Source organism: Duncaniella freteri (genome assembly GCF_004766125.1).
GTDB lineage: Bacteria > Bacteroidota > Bacteroidia > Bacteroidales > Muribaculaceae > Duncaniella > Duncaniella freteri.
In genome coordinates, this window is record NZ_SJSA01000001.1 from 834,249 (window position 1) to 849,899 (window position 15,651).

At 51.5% G+C, this 15,651-nt stretch carries 30 protein-coding genes; all 30 read right to left on the bottom strand.

The annotated features are described in order from the left end of the window. Positions 1-120: 120 nt before the first annotated feature. Positions 121-603, bottom strand: coding sequence for a 50S ribosomal protein L17 (gene rplQ / locus EZ315_RS03530; protein ID WP_135470672.1), 483 nt, complete (start codon positions 601-603; stop codon positions 121-123). Positions 604-611: 8 nt separating this feature from the next. Continuing rightward, complete coding sequence (locus tag EZ315_RS03535) at positions 612-1,604, bottom strand: DNA-directed RNA polymerase subunit alpha (RefSeq protein ID WP_135470674.1); 993 nt, start codon at positions 1,602-1,604, stop codon at positions 612-614. Positions 1,605-1,621: 17 nt separating this feature from the next. Continuing rightward, positions 1,622-2,227 (bottom strand): 30S ribosomal protein S4, encoded by a 606-nt coding sequence (gene rpsD / locus EZ315_RS03540; RefSeq protein ID WP_135470675.1) that lies wholly within the window; start codon positions 2,225-2,227, stop codon positions 1,622-1,624. A gap of 249 nt (positions 2,228-2,476) precedes the next feature. Then, positions 2,477-2,866: a 30S ribosomal protein S11 gene (gene rpsK, locus EZ315_RS03545; RefSeq protein ID WP_135470677.1), complete on the bottom strand. Its 390-nt coding sequence runs from the start codon at positions 2,864-2,866 to the stop codon at positions 2,477-2,479. 9 nt (positions 2,867-2,875) lie between these two features. Beyond that, positions 2,876-3,256 carry a 30S ribosomal protein S13 gene (rpsM, locus tag EZ315_RS03550; protein WP_135470679.1) on the bottom strand — a complete coding sequence of 127 codons (381 nt, stop codon included), beginning with the start codon at positions 3,254-3,256 and terminating at the stop codon, positions 2,876-2,878. Positions 3,257-3,411: 155 nt separating this feature from the next. Next, positions 3,412-3,528, bottom strand: coding sequence for a 50S ribosomal protein L36 (gene rpmJ / locus EZ315_RS03555; RefSeq protein ID WP_135470681.1), 117 nt, complete (start codon positions 3,526-3,528; stop codon positions 3,412-3,414). Positions 3,529-3,570: 42 nt separating this feature from the next. Continuing rightward, the gene (infA, locus tag EZ315_RS03560; RefSeq protein WP_107031232.1) at positions 3,571-3,789 is read right to left on the bottom strand and encodes a translation initiation factor IF-1; all 219 of its coding nucleotides are present in this window, start codon (positions 3,787-3,789) and stop codon (positions 3,571-3,573) included. A gap of 29 nt (positions 3,790-3,818) precedes the next feature. Beyond that, complete coding sequence (gene map / locus EZ315_RS03565; protein ID WP_135470683.1) at positions 3,819-4,601, bottom strand: type I methionyl aminopeptidase; 783 nt, start codon at positions 4,599-4,601, stop codon at positions 3,819-3,821. A 33-nt stretch (positions 4,602-4,634) separates the two neighbouring features. Beyond that, positions 4,635-5,984: a preprotein translocase subunit SecY gene (gene secY, locus EZ315_RS03570; RefSeq protein ID WP_135470685.1), complete on the bottom strand. Its 1,350-nt coding sequence runs from the start codon at positions 5,982-5,984 to the stop codon at positions 4,635-4,637. Between the two features lie 17 nt (positions 5,985-6,001). Then, entirely contained in the window at positions 6,002-6,448 is a 447-nt protein-coding gene (gene rplO / locus EZ315_RS03575; protein WP_135470687.1) for a 50S ribosomal protein L15, read from the bottom strand. Positions 6,449-6,470: 22 nt separating this feature from the next. Beyond that, a complete protein-coding gene (gene rpmD, locus EZ315_RS03580; protein ID WP_123617292.1) occupies positions 6,471-6,650 on the bottom strand; it encodes a 50S ribosomal protein L30 in 180 nt (59 codons plus the stop codon). 15 nt (positions 6,651-6,665) lie between these two features. Next, positions 6,666-7,184: a 30S ribosomal protein S5 gene (gene rpsE, locus EZ315_RS03585; RefSeq protein WP_135470689.1), complete on the bottom strand. Its 519-nt coding sequence runs from the start codon at positions 7,182-7,184 to the stop codon at positions 6,666-6,668. 6 nt (positions 7,185-7,190) lie between these two features. Further along, positions 7,191-7,532 (bottom strand): 50S ribosomal protein L18, encoded by a 342-nt coding sequence (rplR, locus tag EZ315_RS03590; protein WP_135470691.1) that lies wholly within the window; start codon positions 7,530-7,532, stop codon positions 7,191-7,193. Between the two features lie 17 nt (positions 7,533-7,549). Further along, entirely contained in the window at positions 7,550-8,107 is a 558-nt protein-coding gene (rplF, locus tag EZ315_RS03595; RefSeq protein WP_135470693.1) for a 50S ribosomal protein L6, read from the bottom strand. Between the two features lie 21 nt (positions 8,108-8,128). Continuing rightward, a complete protein-coding gene (gene rpsH, locus EZ315_RS03600) occupies positions 8,129-8,527 on the bottom strand; it encodes a 30S ribosomal protein S8 (RefSeq protein WP_135470695.1) in 399 nt (132 codons plus the stop codon). Between the two features lie 336 nt (positions 8,528-8,863). Continuing rightward, the gene (gene rpsN, locus EZ315_RS03605) at positions 8,864-9,175 is read right to left on the bottom strand and encodes a 30S ribosomal protein S14 (protein ID WP_135470697.1); all 312 of its coding nucleotides are present in this window, start codon (positions 9,173-9,175) and stop codon (positions 8,864-8,866) included. A gap of 9 nt (positions 9,176-9,184) precedes the next feature. After that, positions 9,185-9,736 carry a 50S ribosomal protein L5 gene (rplE, locus tag EZ315_RS03610; protein WP_135470698.1) on the bottom strand — a complete coding sequence of 184 codons (552 nt, stop codon included), beginning with the start codon at positions 9,734-9,736 and terminating at the stop codon, positions 9,185-9,187. Beyond that, a complete protein-coding gene (gene rplX / locus EZ315_RS03615) occupies positions 9,736-10,053 on the bottom strand; it encodes a 50S ribosomal protein L24 (protein ID WP_135470700.1) in 318 nt (105 codons plus the stop codon). The genes rplE and rplX overlap by 1 nt, the downstream gene beginning before the upstream one ends. A gap of 30 nt (positions 10,054-10,083) precedes the next feature. Beyond that, entirely contained in the window at positions 10,084-10,452 is a 369-nt protein-coding gene (gene rplN, locus EZ315_RS03620) for a 50S ribosomal protein L14 (RefSeq protein WP_135470702.1), read from the bottom strand. A gap of 3 nt (positions 10,453-10,455) precedes the next feature. Further along, positions 10,456-10,713 carry a 30S ribosomal protein S17 gene (gene rpsQ / locus EZ315_RS03625; RefSeq protein ID WP_107031219.1) on the bottom strand — a complete coding sequence of 86 codons (258 nt, stop codon included), beginning with the start codon at positions 10,711-10,713 and terminating at the stop codon, positions 10,456-10,458. Positions 10,714-10,727: 14 nt separating this feature from the next. After that, positions 10,728-10,925, bottom strand: coding sequence for a 50S ribosomal protein L29 (rpmC, locus tag EZ315_RS03630; RefSeq protein ID WP_135470704.1), 198 nt, complete (start codon positions 10,923-10,925; stop codon positions 10,728-10,730). A 6-nt stretch (positions 10,926-10,931) separates the two neighbouring features. Then, positions 10,932-11,363: a 50S ribosomal protein L16 gene (gene rplP, locus EZ315_RS03635; RefSeq protein ID WP_135470705.1), complete on the bottom strand. Its 432-nt coding sequence runs from the start codon at positions 11,361-11,363 to the stop codon at positions 10,932-10,934. Between the two features lie 25 nt (positions 11,364-11,388). Beyond that, a complete protein-coding gene (gene rpsC / locus EZ315_RS03640) occupies positions 11,389-12,126 on the bottom strand; it encodes a 30S ribosomal protein S3 (protein WP_135470707.1) in 738 nt (245 codons plus the stop codon). Positions 12,127-12,129: 3 nt separating this feature from the next. Then, positions 12,130-12,534, bottom strand: coding sequence for a 50S ribosomal protein L22 (rplV, locus tag EZ315_RS03645; RefSeq protein WP_135470709.1), 405 nt, complete (start codon positions 12,532-12,534; stop codon positions 12,130-12,132). Positions 12,535-12,589: 55 nt separating this feature from the next. Further along, positions 12,590-12,859 (bottom strand): 30S ribosomal protein S19, encoded by a 270-nt coding sequence (gene rpsS, locus EZ315_RS03650; protein ID WP_135470710.1) that lies wholly within the window; start codon positions 12,857-12,859, stop codon positions 12,590-12,592. A 26-nt stretch (positions 12,860-12,885) separates the two neighbouring features. Continuing rightward, the gene (rplB, locus tag EZ315_RS03655) at positions 12,886-13,713 is read right to left on the bottom strand and encodes a 50S ribosomal protein L2 (RefSeq protein ID WP_135470712.1); all 828 of its coding nucleotides are present in this window, start codon (positions 13,711-13,713) and stop codon (positions 12,886-12,888) included. Positions 13,714-13,720: 7 nt separating this feature from the next. Further along, positions 13,721-14,011 carry a 50S ribosomal protein L23 gene (rplW, locus tag EZ315_RS03660; RefSeq protein WP_135470714.1) on the bottom strand — a complete coding sequence of 97 codons (291 nt, stop codon included), beginning with the start codon at positions 14,009-14,011 and terminating at the stop codon, positions 13,721-13,723. 27 nt (positions 14,012-14,038) lie between these two features. Continuing rightward, complete coding sequence (gene rplD, locus EZ315_RS03665; RefSeq protein WP_135470716.1) at positions 14,039-14,659, bottom strand: 50S ribosomal protein L4; 621 nt, start codon at positions 14,657-14,659, stop codon at positions 14,039-14,041. Beyond that, positions 14,659-15,276 (bottom strand): 50S ribosomal protein L3, encoded by a 618-nt coding sequence (rplC, locus tag EZ315_RS03670; RefSeq protein WP_135470718.1) that lies wholly within the window; start codon positions 15,274-15,276, stop codon positions 14,659-14,661. Before rplC ends, rplD begins: the two co-directional genes overlap by 1 nt. A 68-nt stretch (positions 15,277-15,344) precedes the next feature. Continuing rightward, positions 15,345-15,650 (bottom strand): 30S ribosomal protein S10, encoded by a 306-nt coding sequence (gene rpsJ, locus EZ315_RS03675; RefSeq protein WP_107031209.1) that lies wholly within the window; start codon positions 15,648-15,650, stop codon positions 15,345-15,347. Position 15,651: the final 1 nt, after the last annotated feature.

The window sequence follows — 15,651 nt, forward strand, 5'->3', positions numbered from 1 at the left end:
ACTGAATGGTTAATAATCCCGCCAAGACAGATATACGAAGAAAGTCCATTTCGGCTACGGACATCGAGCCGGAATGGACTTTTCGTTATATATCTTATGTAAGATATTACAGCCTGTGAATTACTCAGCTGCGGGAGCTTCTGCTGCGGTGTTTTCCGCTGCGGGAGCCTCAGCTGCCTTTGAACCCTTACGTGAACGACGGGTGCGAGCAGTCTTTTTGGCAGGCTTGTCATTGAGCATGTTTTCGTTGTAGTCAACGAGCTCGATGAAGCAGGTCTTGGCGTTGTCACCAAGACGGTTGCCAGTCTTGAGGATACGTGTGTAGCCGCCGGGGCGGTTAGCGATCTTCTGAGCGATTTCGCGGAAGAGCTCGGTCACTGCCTCCTTGTTCTGAAGTTCGGCAAAGACAACACGACGGTTGGCAGTGCTGTCCTGCTTAGCACGGTTGATGAGGGGCTCAGCATACATGCGCAGGGCTTTAGCCTTGGCGAGAGTCGTGAAAATGCGCTTGTGCATGATCAGCGAGATCGTCATATTGGCGAGCAGCGAGTCGCGATGAGCCTTCTTGCGGCTGAGATGGTTGAATTTCTTATTATGTCTCATCGTAGTAGTTACTCTTTATCAAGTTTATATTTGGAGATATCCATCCCGAAGGAGAGGTTGAGGTTGGCAAGGAGTTCGTCAAGCTCAGTGAGCGACTTCTTACCGAAGTTGCGGAACTTGAGGAGGTCAACCTTGTTGAAGACAACAAGTTCGCCAAGGGTCTCGACCTCAGCACTCTTCAAGCAGTTAAGCGCACGAACTGAGAGGTCCATGTCGACCAGCTTCGATTTGAGAAGCTGTCGCATGTGGAGCACTTCTTCATCAAATTCCTCTTCACCGTCCTGCTCATCGGTCTCAAGAGTGATTTTCTCGTCAGAGAAGAGCATGAAATGGTAAATAAGGATCTTTGCGGCCTCCTTCAGAGCATCTTTGGGAAGGATGGATCCGTCGGTTGTAATTTCGAGAGTGAGCTTGTCGTAGTCAGTCTTTTGATCAACGCGGAAGTTCTCCACGGTGTACTTCACATTCTTGATAGGGGTATAGATGGAGTCGATGGCGATTACATCGATGGCATCATTGGGAGTCTGGTTCTCCTCAGCGGGAACCCATCCGCGGCCCTTATTGATAGTGAGGTCGATGGTGAAGCTTGCGCTCGGATCCAAATGGCAGATGACAAGGTCGGGGTTCAGGATTTCGAATCCTGAGAGGACTTTGCCGATGTCACCGGCTGTGAACTCTTCCTTACCTGACACAGTGATGGATGCTTTCTCAAACTCGGTCTCTTCAACTGTCTGCTTGAGATTGACTTTTTTGAGGTTAAGGATGATGTTGGTCACATCTTCCTTGACACCGGGGATAGTGTCAAACTCGTGGCGCACGCCGTCGATGCGGATCGACGATATAGCGAAGCCTTCGAGAGAGGAGAGGAGGATACGACGAAGGGCGTTACCTATGGTGATACCATAACCCGGCTCCAATGGCTTAAACTCAAATTTACCGAAGTGGTTATCGGCTTCCAACATTAGGACTTTGTCAGGTTTTTGGAATGCTAATATAGCCATGGATCTTAATTTAATGATTATTTAGAATACAACTCGACGATAAGCTGCTCTTTGATGTTCTCGGGGATGTCCTCGCGGGCAGGAACGTGGAGGAACTTGCCAGCCTTAACGTTCTCATCCCATTCGAGCCAGGGGTATTTGCTGTGGTTGAATCCGGCGAGTGCGTCGGAAATTACTTCAAGTGACTTGGATTTTTCACGCACACCGATAACGTCGCCGGGCTTAACAGCGTAGGAAGCAATGTTGACTACCTTGCCGTTTACCACGATGTGGCGATGGAGCACGAGCTGGCGGGCAGCTGCGCGTGTGGGAGCGATACCGAGACGGTACACTACATTGTCGAGACGGCCTTCAAGGAGCTGGAGAAGGATCTCACCGGTGATACCTTTAGCGCGTGATGCTGCCACGAAAAGATTGTGGAACTGCTTCTCAAGCACGCCATAGGTGTACTTAGCCTTCTGCTTCTCGCGGAGCTGGACACCATACTCAGATGTCTTGCGACGCTTGTTAAGGCCATGCTGTCCCGGGGCATAGTTCTTCTTTGCGAGTACCTTGTCTTCGCCGAAGATGGGTTCGCCGAACTTACGGGCGATCTTGGTGCGGGGACCTGTGTATCTTGCCATTTTTGTTGAATGTTTAATTTTGGTGTTGCGCTGACCGCTGATGTCTGGATAGTGTATCCCGGAGCTCCAACCTATGCCTCTAAGTGACAGCCGCGACCACAGAGAGGTGATATGATGTGGTCTATTTCACGGGGCATGGTCTTGGATGCAGCCGCTGAGGAGAGTGGTGTACCGTTGACCGCCAGCAGGCGGTGGTGCGGTCGGCGCGGAAGTGGTAGTGTTAACTGATGAATTGACTCCCTGAAGAGATTATACGCGACGACGCTTGGGAGGACGGCAACCGTTGTGGGGCAGCGGGGTTACGTCAACGATTTCGGTAACTTCGATGCCAGCACCGTGAATGGTGCGGATTGCTGATTCACGTCCGTTGCCGGGACCCTTAACATAAGCCTTCACCTTGCGGAGACCCAGGTCGTAAGCAACTTTGGCGCAGTCCTGAGCTGCCATCTGAGCAGCGTAAGGAGTGTTCTTCTTAGAGCCACGGAAGCCCATCTTGCCGGCAGATGACCAGGAGATTACCTGACCCTCTGAATTGGCTAAGCACACGATGATGTTGTTGAAAGATGAGTGAACGTGCAGCTGACCAGCAGCGTCAACCTTGACGTTTCTCTTCTTAGCGGCGACTGTCTTCTTTGCCATATTCTGTTATTATTTAGTAGCTTTCTTCTTGTTAGCGACTGTCTTTTTACGGCCCTTGCGGGTACGTGCATTGTTCTTGGTGCTCTGACCGCGAACGGGGAGACCGTTACGGTGACGGATGCCACGGTAGCAACCGATGTCCATAAGACGCTTGATGTTGAGCTGGATTTCGCTGCGGAGGTCACCCTCTACCTTGTAATCGGCTCCGATTACTTCACGCACCTTGGCTGCCTGATCATCGCTCCAATCCTTGACCTTGATGTTGACATCAATGCCGGCCTTGTCGAGGATGTTCTTAGCAGCACTGCGACCGATACCAAAGATATAGGTCAGGGCGATTTCACCTCTTTTGTTCTGGGGGAGGTCAACTCCCACGATTCTAACTGCCATATAATTAAGTTGACTTAAATTTTTTGTGCAAAGTTACAACTATTTTCGCATAGATTCAGACTAAACGAGCCAAACGCAACACAAATTAGAAATCGTTAGAACAATTTAACTAATTTGAGCCTGCGTTTTATACCCGTTAATAGTTGATTGCAAAATTAGCCTTGACGCTGCTTGTTTTTAGGATTTTTCTTGTTGATAACGTAAAGACGTCCTTTGCGGCGCACGATCTTATCCTCGGGAGTGCGCTTCTTCACTGAAGCTCTAACTTTCATTTCGAAATATACTTTGAGAGTGTGATTGATTTTGTTTATTGCTTATTTGTAGCGGAAGGCTATGCGGCCTTTGGAGAGGTCGTAAGGTGACATCTCCACCTTGACCTTGTCGCCGGGAAGAATCTTGATGTAATGCATGCGCATCTTGCCTGAAATGTGGGCAGTGATTTCGTGCCCGTTTTCCAGTTCGACGCGGAACATTGCGTTTGACAATGCCTCGACGATGGTTCCGTCTAATTCGATTGCAGCTTGTTTTGCCATTTGTATGGTAATAATTTAGATATTGATGATCAGATAAATCGTTCCCCGAGTGCTTCCTGCACATAATCGAAGGTGGTAAGGATACGTGGACCCTCAGGCTCTATCACGAGCGTGTGCTCGTAATGCGCAGACGGTTTCCGGTCCTTGGTGCGGCACTGCCAACCGTCCTGCGATATAACAATGTTACGGCTCCCGAGATTGATCATGGGCTCAATGCAAATGCACATGCCTTTCTTCAGGACTGGTCCGCATCCGCGGCGTCCATAGTTGGGCACTTCTGGGTCCTCATGCATCTTGCGTCCTATGCCGTGACCGCACATCTCGCGGACCACGGAATAGCCACGTTTCTCACAGTAAGTCTGGACAGCATTGGCGATATCACCTATGCGACGTCCTTCCTGTGCTGCCTCGATGCCTTTGTAGAGAGATTCCTTGGTGGTGCGCATCAGCGACATCACTTCAGGGGCAACCTCCCCCACCGGGAATGTGTAACACATATCGCCATTGTAGCCGTCGAGCTCTACCACGGTGTCTATGCCGATGATATCGCCCTCACGCAACTCGTAGCCTGAGGGGAATCCGTGGACCACAGTGTCATTGACTTCGATACACAGTGTGCCGGGGAAACCTCCGTAACCGAGACAGGCTGGCTTACCGCCATTGTCGCGCATGAATTCACGCGCAATGTTGTCAAGATGACGGGTAGTCACGCCGGGAGCCACACACTTGGCTACCTCGCCAAGTGTGCGGCTCACGAGCGTGCATGCCGCTTGCATTTTCTCGATTTCTTCGGGTGTCTTAAGATAAATCATTAATCAATATCTGCGATTCCGATTGAGAAGGGATCAATAAGCTGAACCGGTGGTGCGACCCTTGATCTTGCCGTCCTTCATGAGACCGTCGTAATGATGCATCATGAGGTGGCTCTCGATCTGCTGAAGGGTGTCGAGCACTACGCCGACAAGAATGAGCAGCGATGTTCCTCCGAAGAACTGTGCGAAGTTCTGGCTGATGCCGAAGAAACGCGCAAAGGCGGGGAGGATGGCTACGATGCCGAGGAAGAGTGAACCGGGAAGAGTGATGCGGGACATGATGGAGTCAAGATACTCTGCGGTTTTCTTTCCGGGCTTCACACCGGGGATGAATCCGTTGTTGCGCTTCATGTCCTCAGCCATCTGAGTGGGACGCACTGTGATGGCGGTATAGAAGTAAGTGAACGCAACAATGAGGATGAAGTAAACAAGGTTGTACCAGAATCCGTTTATATCGGAGAACGCTGCATAGAAGCCGCTCGTACCCTCAGAACCGCCGAATCCGGCAAGAGTGATGGGAATGAACATAATGGCCTGGGCGAAGATGATGGGCATCACGCCGGCTGCGTTGACCTTCAATGGGATGTACTGGCGGGCACCTCCGTACTGGCGGTTACCGACGATGCGCTTGGCATACTGCACGGGCACCTTGCGGGTACCCTGCACGAGAAGCACTGCACCTACCGTAACTGCGAAAAGGAGGATGATCTCAACCACAAACATGATGAGACCGCCCTGACTGCCGGTGGCTCCCGGCAGACGGCTTGTAAACTCGTAGAACAACGCTCCCGGGAGACGAGCGATGATACCTACCAGGATGATAAAGGAGATACCATTGCCTATGCCTCGGTCGGTAATCCTCTCACCAAGCCACATGATGAACATGGAGCCGGCAGCAAGGATGACCGTAAGGAACGCAATCGTCCAAAAGCCCATGTGGGCACCGCCTGTGGCGGCACTCACCTGGACCTGGAGATTTACGAGATATGCGGGACCCTGGAGAAGCAGAATAAGCACAGTCAAATAACGTGTGTACTGGCTGAGCTTCTGACGTCCGCTCTCACCCTCGCGCTGCATCTTCTGGAAAGAAGGGAGCACCATGCCAAGAAGCTGTATCACGATGGATGCAGTGATGTAAGGCATGATACCGAGGGCAAAGATGGATGCCTGGGAGAACGCACCGCCCGAGAACATGTCGAGCAACTGCATGAGACCGCTCTTGTTGGTGAAGTTGGACAGGGCATCGAGGTCCTCAGGCGAGATGCCTGGGAGAACCACGTAACAGCCGAGTCGGTAAACGAGCACCAGCATAAGGGTCACAAGAATGCGCTTCCTGAGCTCCTCAATGGTCCAAATGTTACGGATTGTCTGAATAAATCTCATTGCGAGGGGAAAGGTTATTAGATTTTAGTTACGGTGCCACCGAGCTCGGTGATAGCTTTCTCTGCTGTTGCTGAGAAAGCGTTGGCAACAACCTCAAGTTTCTTTGTGAGTGTGCCGTTTGCAAGGATCTTGACCGGCTGCTTGCCGTTGACCATACCTGCGGCGATGAGCTCTGCGGGAGTGATCTTGTCAAGATTAGCTGAAGCGGCGAGTGTCTCAAGATCCGAGAGATTGATAGCCTTGTATTCAGTGCGCTGAAGGGGCTTGAAGCCGAATTTGGGGAGACGACGCTGAAGGGGCATCTGACCACCTTCAAAACCGATCTTGCGGCTGTAGCCTGAACGCGACTTTGCGCCCTTGTGACCGCGGGTAGATGTTCCACCCTTACCGGAACCGGGACCACGACCAATGCGTGTCTTAGTATGTACGGAACCTACAGCTGGTTTCAGATTGCTTAAATCCATAGTAGTGTAAAAGTTTTAGAGATTAGGCATTGGTCACTTCAACCAAGTGATGCACTGCTTTAACCATACCCATCACTGAAGGAGTGTCCTCAAGGACCACCGAGTGATGCATTTTCTTCAAACCGAGGGCATCAAGAGTGCGCTTCTGCACGGCAGGAGCGTTGATGCGGCTCTTAATCTGGGTGATTTTGATTTTTGCCATTGCGATTGGTGAAGATTAGCCGTTAAACACTTTGTCAACTGAGATGCCGCGATTCTGGGCAACCTGAGCGGGAGAGCGGAGCTCACCGAGAGCTGCGATGGTTGCCTTCACGAGATTGTGGGGGTTGGAAGAACCCTTTGACTTGCAAAGCACGTCGGTGATACCCACGCTCTCAAGAACGGCACGCATAGCACCACCGGCCTTAACACCGGTACCGTGGCTTGCGGGCTTGAGGATCACGAGAGATCCGCCAAACTTGGCTTCCTGCTCGTGAGGTATAGTGCCGCGGTGAACGGGCACCTTGATGAGATTCTTCTTGGCTGCCTCTACGCCCTTGGCGATAGCTGCCTGAACTTCATTGGCTTTGCCGAGACCCCAGCCTACGATGCCATTTTCGTTACCAACAACTACGATGGCTGCGAAAGTGAAGGTGCGACCACCCTTGGTAACCTTGGTGACGCGGTTGATGGCAACGAGACGGTCGTGGAGCTCAAGATCGCCTGTGGACTTAACTTTATTATTCTTTAATGCCATAGTGATTTAGAATTTGAGACCGCCATTGCGAGCGGCGTCAGCCAGAGATTTAACACGACCGTGGAAGAGGTATCCGTTGCGGTCAAAAACGACTTCAGAGATGCCTGCGGCAACAGCTTTCTTGGCGATATCCTCACCTACCTTAGCCGCGATTTCGCACTTAGTGCCCTCTTCAATGCCCTTGGACGAGGTAGCGCAAATGGTCTTGCCTGCGAGGTCATCGATGAGCTGAACGTAAATCTGCTTGTTGCTGCGGAACACCGACATACGAGGACGTGCTGCGGTGCCGGAAATCTTGCCGCGGATGCGGACCTTGATTTTGTTTCTACGCTGTATCTTTGTAACCATAGTTGTAGACGTTATAATTATTTAGCGCTTGCTGACTTACCAGACTTGCGACGGATAACTTCGCCCACGAACTTGATACCTTTGCCCTTGTAAGGCTCAGGCTTGCGGAGTGAACGAATCTTGGCGCACACTTGACCGAGGAGCTGCTTGTCATCGCTCTCAAGGATGATAAGCGGGTTCTTGTTGCGCTCGGTCTTTGCTTCAACCTTGATTTCTGGGGGAAGCTTTATATAGATGGCGTGGGAGAAGCCGAGCGAGAGCTCAAGCACCTGGCCGTTGGAAGCTGCGCGGTAACCTACGCCTACGAGTTCCATTTCTTTGCGATAGCCGGTGGATACACCTACAACCATGTTGTGGATGAGAGCGCGGAAGAGACCGTGCTGGGCGCGGTGCTCGCGGTCGTCAGAGGGGCGTGTCACTGCTACGTGACCATCCTCTACGCTGACCTTGAGGTCGGGGTTCACCTTCTGTGAGAGGGTGCCCTTGGGGCCCTTAACTGTTACTACGTTGTCCTTGTCGACGGTGACTGTTACACCGGCGGGAATCTCAATGGGAGCTTTACCTATACGTGACATATTATATTCCTCCTATTTTGATTAGTAAACGTAGCAAAGGACCTCGCCACCAATCTTAAGGTCGCGGGCCTTCTTGTTAGTCATAACTCCCTTGGATGTTGAAAGGATGGCGATGCCAAGTCCGTTCAGCACACGGGGCATATCCTTATAGCCGGTGTAACGGCGGAGACCCGGACGCGACACGCGCTGGAGGTCTTTGATAGCGTTGACCTTGTCGATGGGGTCGTACTTGAGGGCAATCTTAATGATGCCTGCGGGATTTTCGCCTTCCTCGAACTTGTAGTTGAGGATGTAGCCTTGGTCGAAGAGGATCTTAGTGATCTCCTTCTTCAAGTTTGAGGCAGGGATCTCGACCACACGGTGGTTAGCCTTGATTGCGTTCCTCAATCTTGTCAGATAATCTGCGATAGGATCAGTCATTTGTAAAAATGTTTAAATTGATTGGGAGTGTCCCAACAATATTTAATACTCACTGTGAATTGTCAGAGCGGGAGGAGAAGAGTCCGGATATAGAACGCTGTCTTTGCCGGATTATTGTTTTGCACTAAAGCCTGTGGGTGTCGAGCGGCCGCAGCTGCTGTGAGTGGTGAGGAGGCCTGCCATTTTCAGGGCGACCGATATGCTCACTGCTGTTGCTGCTTAGAGGTAACGACTCTCGGGCCGTCGACTCTCGGGCTTGATGGACCTAAGAGCGGAGGTGGGACATGCACCTGTGAAAGTGAGTGTCACGCCGCCGCCTCATAGGGAAGGATCTTTTTACCAGGATGCTTTCTTGACGCCAGGGATGAGTCCTGCAGAAGCCATCTCACGGAACTGAATACGAGAGATGCCGAACTGACGGATATATCCTTTGGGACGGCCTGTGATGGAGCAGCGGTTGTGGAGGCGGATAGGATTGCTGTTCTTGGGGAGCGACTGAAGTTTCTGTGCTGCCTCGTAGGCTTCAGCACGGTTCTCCTCGTCGACACCGGAATTAACAATCTTCTTGAGCTCGGCACGCTTTGCAGCGTACTTTGCGGCAAGACGGGCGCGCTTCACTTCGCGGGCCTTCATTGATTCTTTAGCCATAAGGGATGCTTAGTTTTTAGCGTTCTTGAAAGGGAGACCAAATTCTTTGAGCAGAGCATAACCCTCTTCGTCGGTGTTGGCCGATGTCACGAAAGTGATGTTCATACCCATGAGCTTGTTGATGTTGTCGATATTGATCTCGGGGAAGATAATCTGCTCAGTGATACCGAGGGTGTAGTTACCACGGCCGTCGAGCTTGCTCTCGATACCCTTGAAGTCGCGGATACGAGGCAGAGCCACGCGCACGAGTCTTTCAAGGAACTCGTACATCTTGTCGCGACGGAGAGTCACCATGACACCGATCGGCATCTTCTTACGAACCTTGAAGTTCGAGATGTCCTTGCGGGAAAGGGTTGCAACAGCCTTCTGACCAGTGATGGCAGTGATCTCGTTGATGGCGGTCTCGATGAGTTTCTTATCCTGGGTAGCTGCACCGAGACCCTGGTTGATGACGATCTTCTTCAACCTGGGCACCTGCATAGGTGTGGTGTAGCTAAACTTCTCTGTGAGGGCGGGAACGATACGTTCCTGATAGTCCTTCTTGACAGTCTGGTTGCTCATTACTTAATTTCCTCTCCTGATTTTTTAGAAATGCGGATGACTTTGCCATTCTCGCGGCGGATGCTTATGCGGGTAGGCTTGCCTGACTTGGGGTCGATCAAGGCTATATTGGAGATGGCGATGGGAGCCTCCTTCTTTACGAGGCCGCCCTGGGGGTGCTGAGCGTTGGGCTTGGTGGCTTTGGTAACCATGTTTACACCTTCCACGATTGCCTTCTGCTTCTGCACGAGGACCTTAAGCACACGGCCCTCTTTGCCGCGGTCTTCACCTGCGAGCACATAGACAACGTCGCCTTTTTTGATGTGTAACTTATGCATTACTTTAAAAGTATTTGACGGGATTGATGATTAGAGGACTTCGGGTGCGAGTGACACGATCTTCATCTGGTTGGCGGCGCGAAGTTCGCGGGCAACCGGACCGAAGATACGGGTTCCACGGAGCTCACCGGCATTGTTAAGGAGCACGCAAGCGTTATCGTCGAAGCGGATGTATGAGCCGTCGGGACGACGGATCTCCTTCTTTGTGCGTACAACGACTGCCTTTGATACAGTGCCCTTCTTAACATCTGATGAGGGGATGACACTCTTGACTGACACCACGATGATGTCGCCTACAGAAGCGTAGCGACGGCCGGTACCACCCAGTACATGGATGCAGAGTGCTTCTTTTGCACCACTGTTGTCGGCCACAGTTAAACGGCTTTCGGACTGTATCATAGCTTACTTAACTTTTTCGATGATTTCTACCAGACGCCAGCGTTTTGTCTTGGAGAGGGGGCGAGTCTCCATAAGGCGAACGGTATCGCCTATAGAACATTCGTTCTTCTCGTCGTGGGCATGATATTTCTTAGTCTTGTTGACGAACTTACCGTAGATGGGATGCTTCTCCTTCCATTTCACCATGACGGTGATGGTCTTGTCGCCCTTGTTGCTGGAAACAACCCCAATGCGTTCTTTTCTTAAATTTCTCTTTTCCATTGGTGAGGGATGAGTTACTTGTTATTGAGTTCGCGCATGCGCAGTTCGGTCATAACGCGGGCGATAGCCTTACGAGCATGTGTAATCTTTGCCGGGCTGTCGAGGGGCGAGATAGCATGGTTGATCTTAAGCTGGGCATAGTCCTTCTTCATCTCAGCCAAGCGGTCGCGGAGGTCCTGGGTGGACACTTCGGTATATTTCTCTGTCTTCATGATGGCTTACACATTTTGGGTTGGGTCATAGTCGCGACGAACGACGAACTTGGTTGTGACGGGGAGCTTCTGTGCTGCAAGGCGGAGAGCTTCCTTGGCGATATCGAAGGATACACCCTCGACTTCGATGATCACACGTCCGGGGGTGACTGGAGCTACATAACCTTCGGGATTACCTTTACCCTTACCCATTCGGACCTCAGCAGGTTTCTTAGTGATGGGCTTGTCGGGGAATATGCGAATCCAGATCTGACCTTGACGCTGCATGTAACGTGTCACAGCGATACGGGCGGCCTCGATCTGACGACCGGTGATCCACTTAGATTCGAGGGTCTTTATGCCGAACGAACCGAAGGCCAACTGGTTGCCACGCTGCGCATTGCCTTTCATGCGGCCCTTTTGCGCGCGGCGAAATTTGGTTTTCTTGGGTTGTAACATTGTAGTGTTGAATCAATTGGTGGGTTTAACGGTTGTTTTTGGGTTTACGGAAACCACCGCGACGGGGAGCGCGATCGGAGCCCTGAGCACCACGAGACTCTTTCTGAGGATTGGTGTACTGGGGAGCGAGGTCACGCTTGCCGTAAACTTCGCCACGGCAGATCCACACCTTCACACCTACTACACCTACCTTGGTATGAGCCTCTACGAGGGCATAGTCAATGTCGGCACGGAGAGTGTGGAGAGGTGTACGACCTTCCTTGAACATCTCGGAGCGAGCCATTTCCGCGCCGTTGAGACGGCCTGACACCTGAACCTTGATGCCTTCGGCTCCTGCTCGCATTGTAGCGGCGACAGCCATCTTGACAGCACGGCGATAGGCGATCTTGCCCTCGATCTGGCGAGCGATGTTGGCAGCGACGATCTGAGCATCGAGCTCAGGACGCTTTACCTCGTAGATGTTGATCTGTACATCCTTGTCAGTGATCTTCTTGAGCTCTTCCTTCAGCTTGTCGACTTCCTGTCCGCCCTTACCGATGATAAGACCCGGACGTGAGGTGCATACTGTGATGGTGATGAGCTTCATGGTGCGCTCGATTACGATGCGCGAAACGCTTGACTTGGCGAGGCGGACATTAAGATACTTGCGGAGTTTGGAGTCCTCGAGCAGAGTATCGCCGTATTTCTTACCGCCATACCAGTTAGAGTCCCATCCACGGATAACTCCCAAGCGATTGCTAATTGGATTTACTTTCTGTCCCATTTGTTAAGCGTTTTTATTTTCAATTGTGTCAACAATCAATGTGACATGATTAGCGCGTTTGCGAATGCGGTAGCCACGGCCCTGGGGGGCGGGACGAAGACGCTTGAGCATAGGAGCGCATCCTACCATGATAGTAGAGATGTAGAGCTCGCCGGCGTCGGCTTTACGTTCGTTCTTAGCTTCCCAGTTTGCGATGGCTGAGCGGAGGAGCTTTTCAAGACGGGCAGCAGCCTCCTTGTTGGAGAACTTCAGGATGCCGAGAGCGCGGTTCACTTCGACACCGCGTATCATATCTGCCACGAGGCGCATCTTGCGGGGAGAAGTGGGGATGTTGAGCAGCTTTGCGAACGCGATGTTCTTCTGCTCGGCTTTCCTGAGGTCGGCTGAATTTCTTTTTCTTACACCCATTTTATTTTAATTCTTTTCTTTTTTACAAATGAATTATTTATATCAGGGCCCTTGATTATTTCTTGCGATTACCGGAGTGACCACGGAAAGTACGCGTGGGAGCGAACTCGCCGAGCTTATGGCCAACCATGTTCTCGGTAACGTAGACAGGGATAAACTTGTTTCCGTTGTGAACGGCGAAGGTGTGTCCCACGAATTCGGGGGCGATCATGGAAGCGCGGCTCCAAGTCTTGATAACTGACTTCTTGCCGGTCTCATCCATAGCGGCAACCTTCTTCTCAAGCTTAACGCTGATAAACGGGCCTTTTTTCAATGAACGACTCATAGAGATGTTGCTTGGTTTAAATCAGATTACTTCTTTCTTCTTTCGATAATGTACTTCGAAGAATGCTTCTTCGGTGCACGAGTCTTGAGACCCTTAGAGTAGAGGCCCTTGCGTGAGCGGGGATGACCACCGGAAGCACGGCCCTCGCCACCACCCATGGGGTGATCGACAGGGTTCATGACTACGCCGCGGTTGCGGGGACGACGACCGAGCCAGCGTGAACGACCAGCCTTGCCGGAACGTTCGAGCGAATGCTCGGAGTTGCCTACCACACCGATGGTGGCGCGACACTCGGCAAGAATCTTACGAGTCTCGCCTGAAGGTAATTTGACGATTACATAAGTGCCTTCGCGAGAGATCAGCTGAGCGAATGTGCCTGCTGAACGTGCCATGAAGGCACCCTGACCGGGACGCAACTCAATGTTGTGGACGAGTGTGCCTACAGGGATGTTGGCCAAGGGGAGGCAGTTGCCTACCTCGGGCTGGGCCTCGGGACCTGACAGGAGCACGTCGCCAACATTCAAGCCGTTGGGTGCAATGATATAAGCCTTTGCGCCGTCCTTGTAGTAGAGAAGTGCGATACGAGCCGAACGGTTAGGATCGTACTCGATGGACTTCACGACTGCAGGAACGCCGTCCTTGTTTCTCTTAAAGTCAATGAAGCGGTATTTGCGCTTGTGGCCACCACCAAGGTAGCGGGTGGTGAGGTGACCTTCGGAGTTACGACCTCCGGAGGCCTTCTTGCCGACTGTAAGAGATTTTTCCGGTGTTGTAGCAGTGATGGTACCTTTGAAAACACCGATAACCTTGTGACGCTGCCCAGGGGTAGTGGGCTTAAATTTTCTTACTGCCATGTTATTCTTAGATGTTGCTGTAGAAGTCAATGTTCTGACCGTCGGCGAGGTCTACGATGGCTTTCTTCCATGCAGCGGTCTTACCGCGAAGGAGACCGCTCTTGGTCCAGCGTGACTTGTTCTTGGAACGGACATTGATAGTGTTGACGCGAGTTACTTTCACGCCATAAAGGCTCTCGACGAGTGACTTGATCTGATACTTGTTAGCCTCGGGAGAAACCATGAAGGTATAACGGTTGAGCTTCTCAGTGAGCTTGCTCGCCTTCTCGGTAACGATGGGTTTGATTGAAATTTCCATTGCTTACTGTAGTTTCTTGGTGAGGGTTTAAAGTTTATTCACACAATCAAGGCTGCTCTCAGTGATGATCACAGCATTGGAGTTCATGATCGCATAGGTGTTAAGATTCGATGCAACCATGGTCTTGGCGTCGGGAACGTTTCTTGCTGACAAAGTTACGTTTTTATTGTCAGAAGGTAAAACGAGGAGCACCTTTTTGCCGTCAACTTTAAGATTTTTAGCAATATTTATAAAATCTTTAGTCTTGGGAGCCTCGAAATTGAGGTCCTCGATGACGATAAGCTGGTTGTCCTGTACTTTGTAGGTCAGCGCGCTCTTGCGGGCGAGCGACTTAACTTTCTTATTCAACTTGAAACGATAGTCACGGGGACGGGGACCGAACACACGGCCACCACCCACGAGTACGGGTGAATTGATGTCACCGATACGGCTGCCGCCGCCACCCTTCTGCTTATGGAGCTTACGGGTAGAGCCGGAGACTTCGCTACGCTCCTTGGACTTGTGGGTACCCTGACGCTGGTTAGCGAGGTACTGCTTCACGTCGAGATAAACGGCATGCTCGTTGGCATCGATTGCGAACACCTCATCGGCGAGCTGAGCCTTGCGACCGGTGTCCTCACCCTTGATATTGTAGATTGCGACTTCCATTATTTCTCAATTAAGACGATTGAACCTTTGCTTCCGGGGATAGATCCCTTTATAAGGAGCACATTGTGCTCGGGAAGCACCTTAACTACACGGAGGTTTTGAACGGTAACCTTCTCATTGCCCATCTGGCCTGCCATGCGCATGCCTTTGAACACTTTTGCGGGGTATGAGCAGGCACCTACAGAACCGGGGGCACGGAGGCGGTTGTGCTGACCGTGGGTCGACTGACCTACACCACCGAAACCATGACGCTTAACTACGCCCTGGAAGCCCTTACCCTTGGAGGTTCCCTGGATGTCTACGAAGTCGTTTTCGCTGAAGAAGTCAACGGTGATAGTGTCACCGAGCTTTACTTCTTCGCCAAATCCTTTGAACTCGGCCAAGTGGCGCTGGGGAGCTACTCCGGCCTTCTTGAAGTGACCGGCCATGGGGTTGGTTGTGTGCTTCTCTTTCTTCTCCTCGAAGCCGAGCTGCACGGCGGCATAGCCGTCCTTGTCAACCGTTTTCACTTGAGTAACTACGCAGGGGCCTACTTCGATAACAGTGCACGGCACGTTCTTGCCGTCGGCACTGAAAACGGATGTCATTCCGATTTTCTTTCCTAATAATCCTGGCATTTCTCTTTGATTTAGAAAATGTGAACTGTGATTGTTGTTTTTACTTAAATCCGTGGTCTACTCATATATTAGACCTTGATTTCCACTTCCACACCTGAGGGAAGTTCGAGCTTCATGAGAGCGTCGACTGTCTTGCCGGTGGAATTGTGGATGTCAATCAAGCGCTTGTAGCTCGAAAGCTGGAACTGCTCGCGCGACTTCTTGTTGACGAATGTGGAACGATTGACGGTGAACACACGACGATGTGTGGGCAGGGGTATAGGCCCGCTGATCACTGCGCCGGTTGCCTTAACGGTCTTCACAATCTTCTCGGCCGACTTGTCAACCAGGTTGTAGTCGTAGGACTTAAGTTTGATTCTGATTGTTTGATCCATA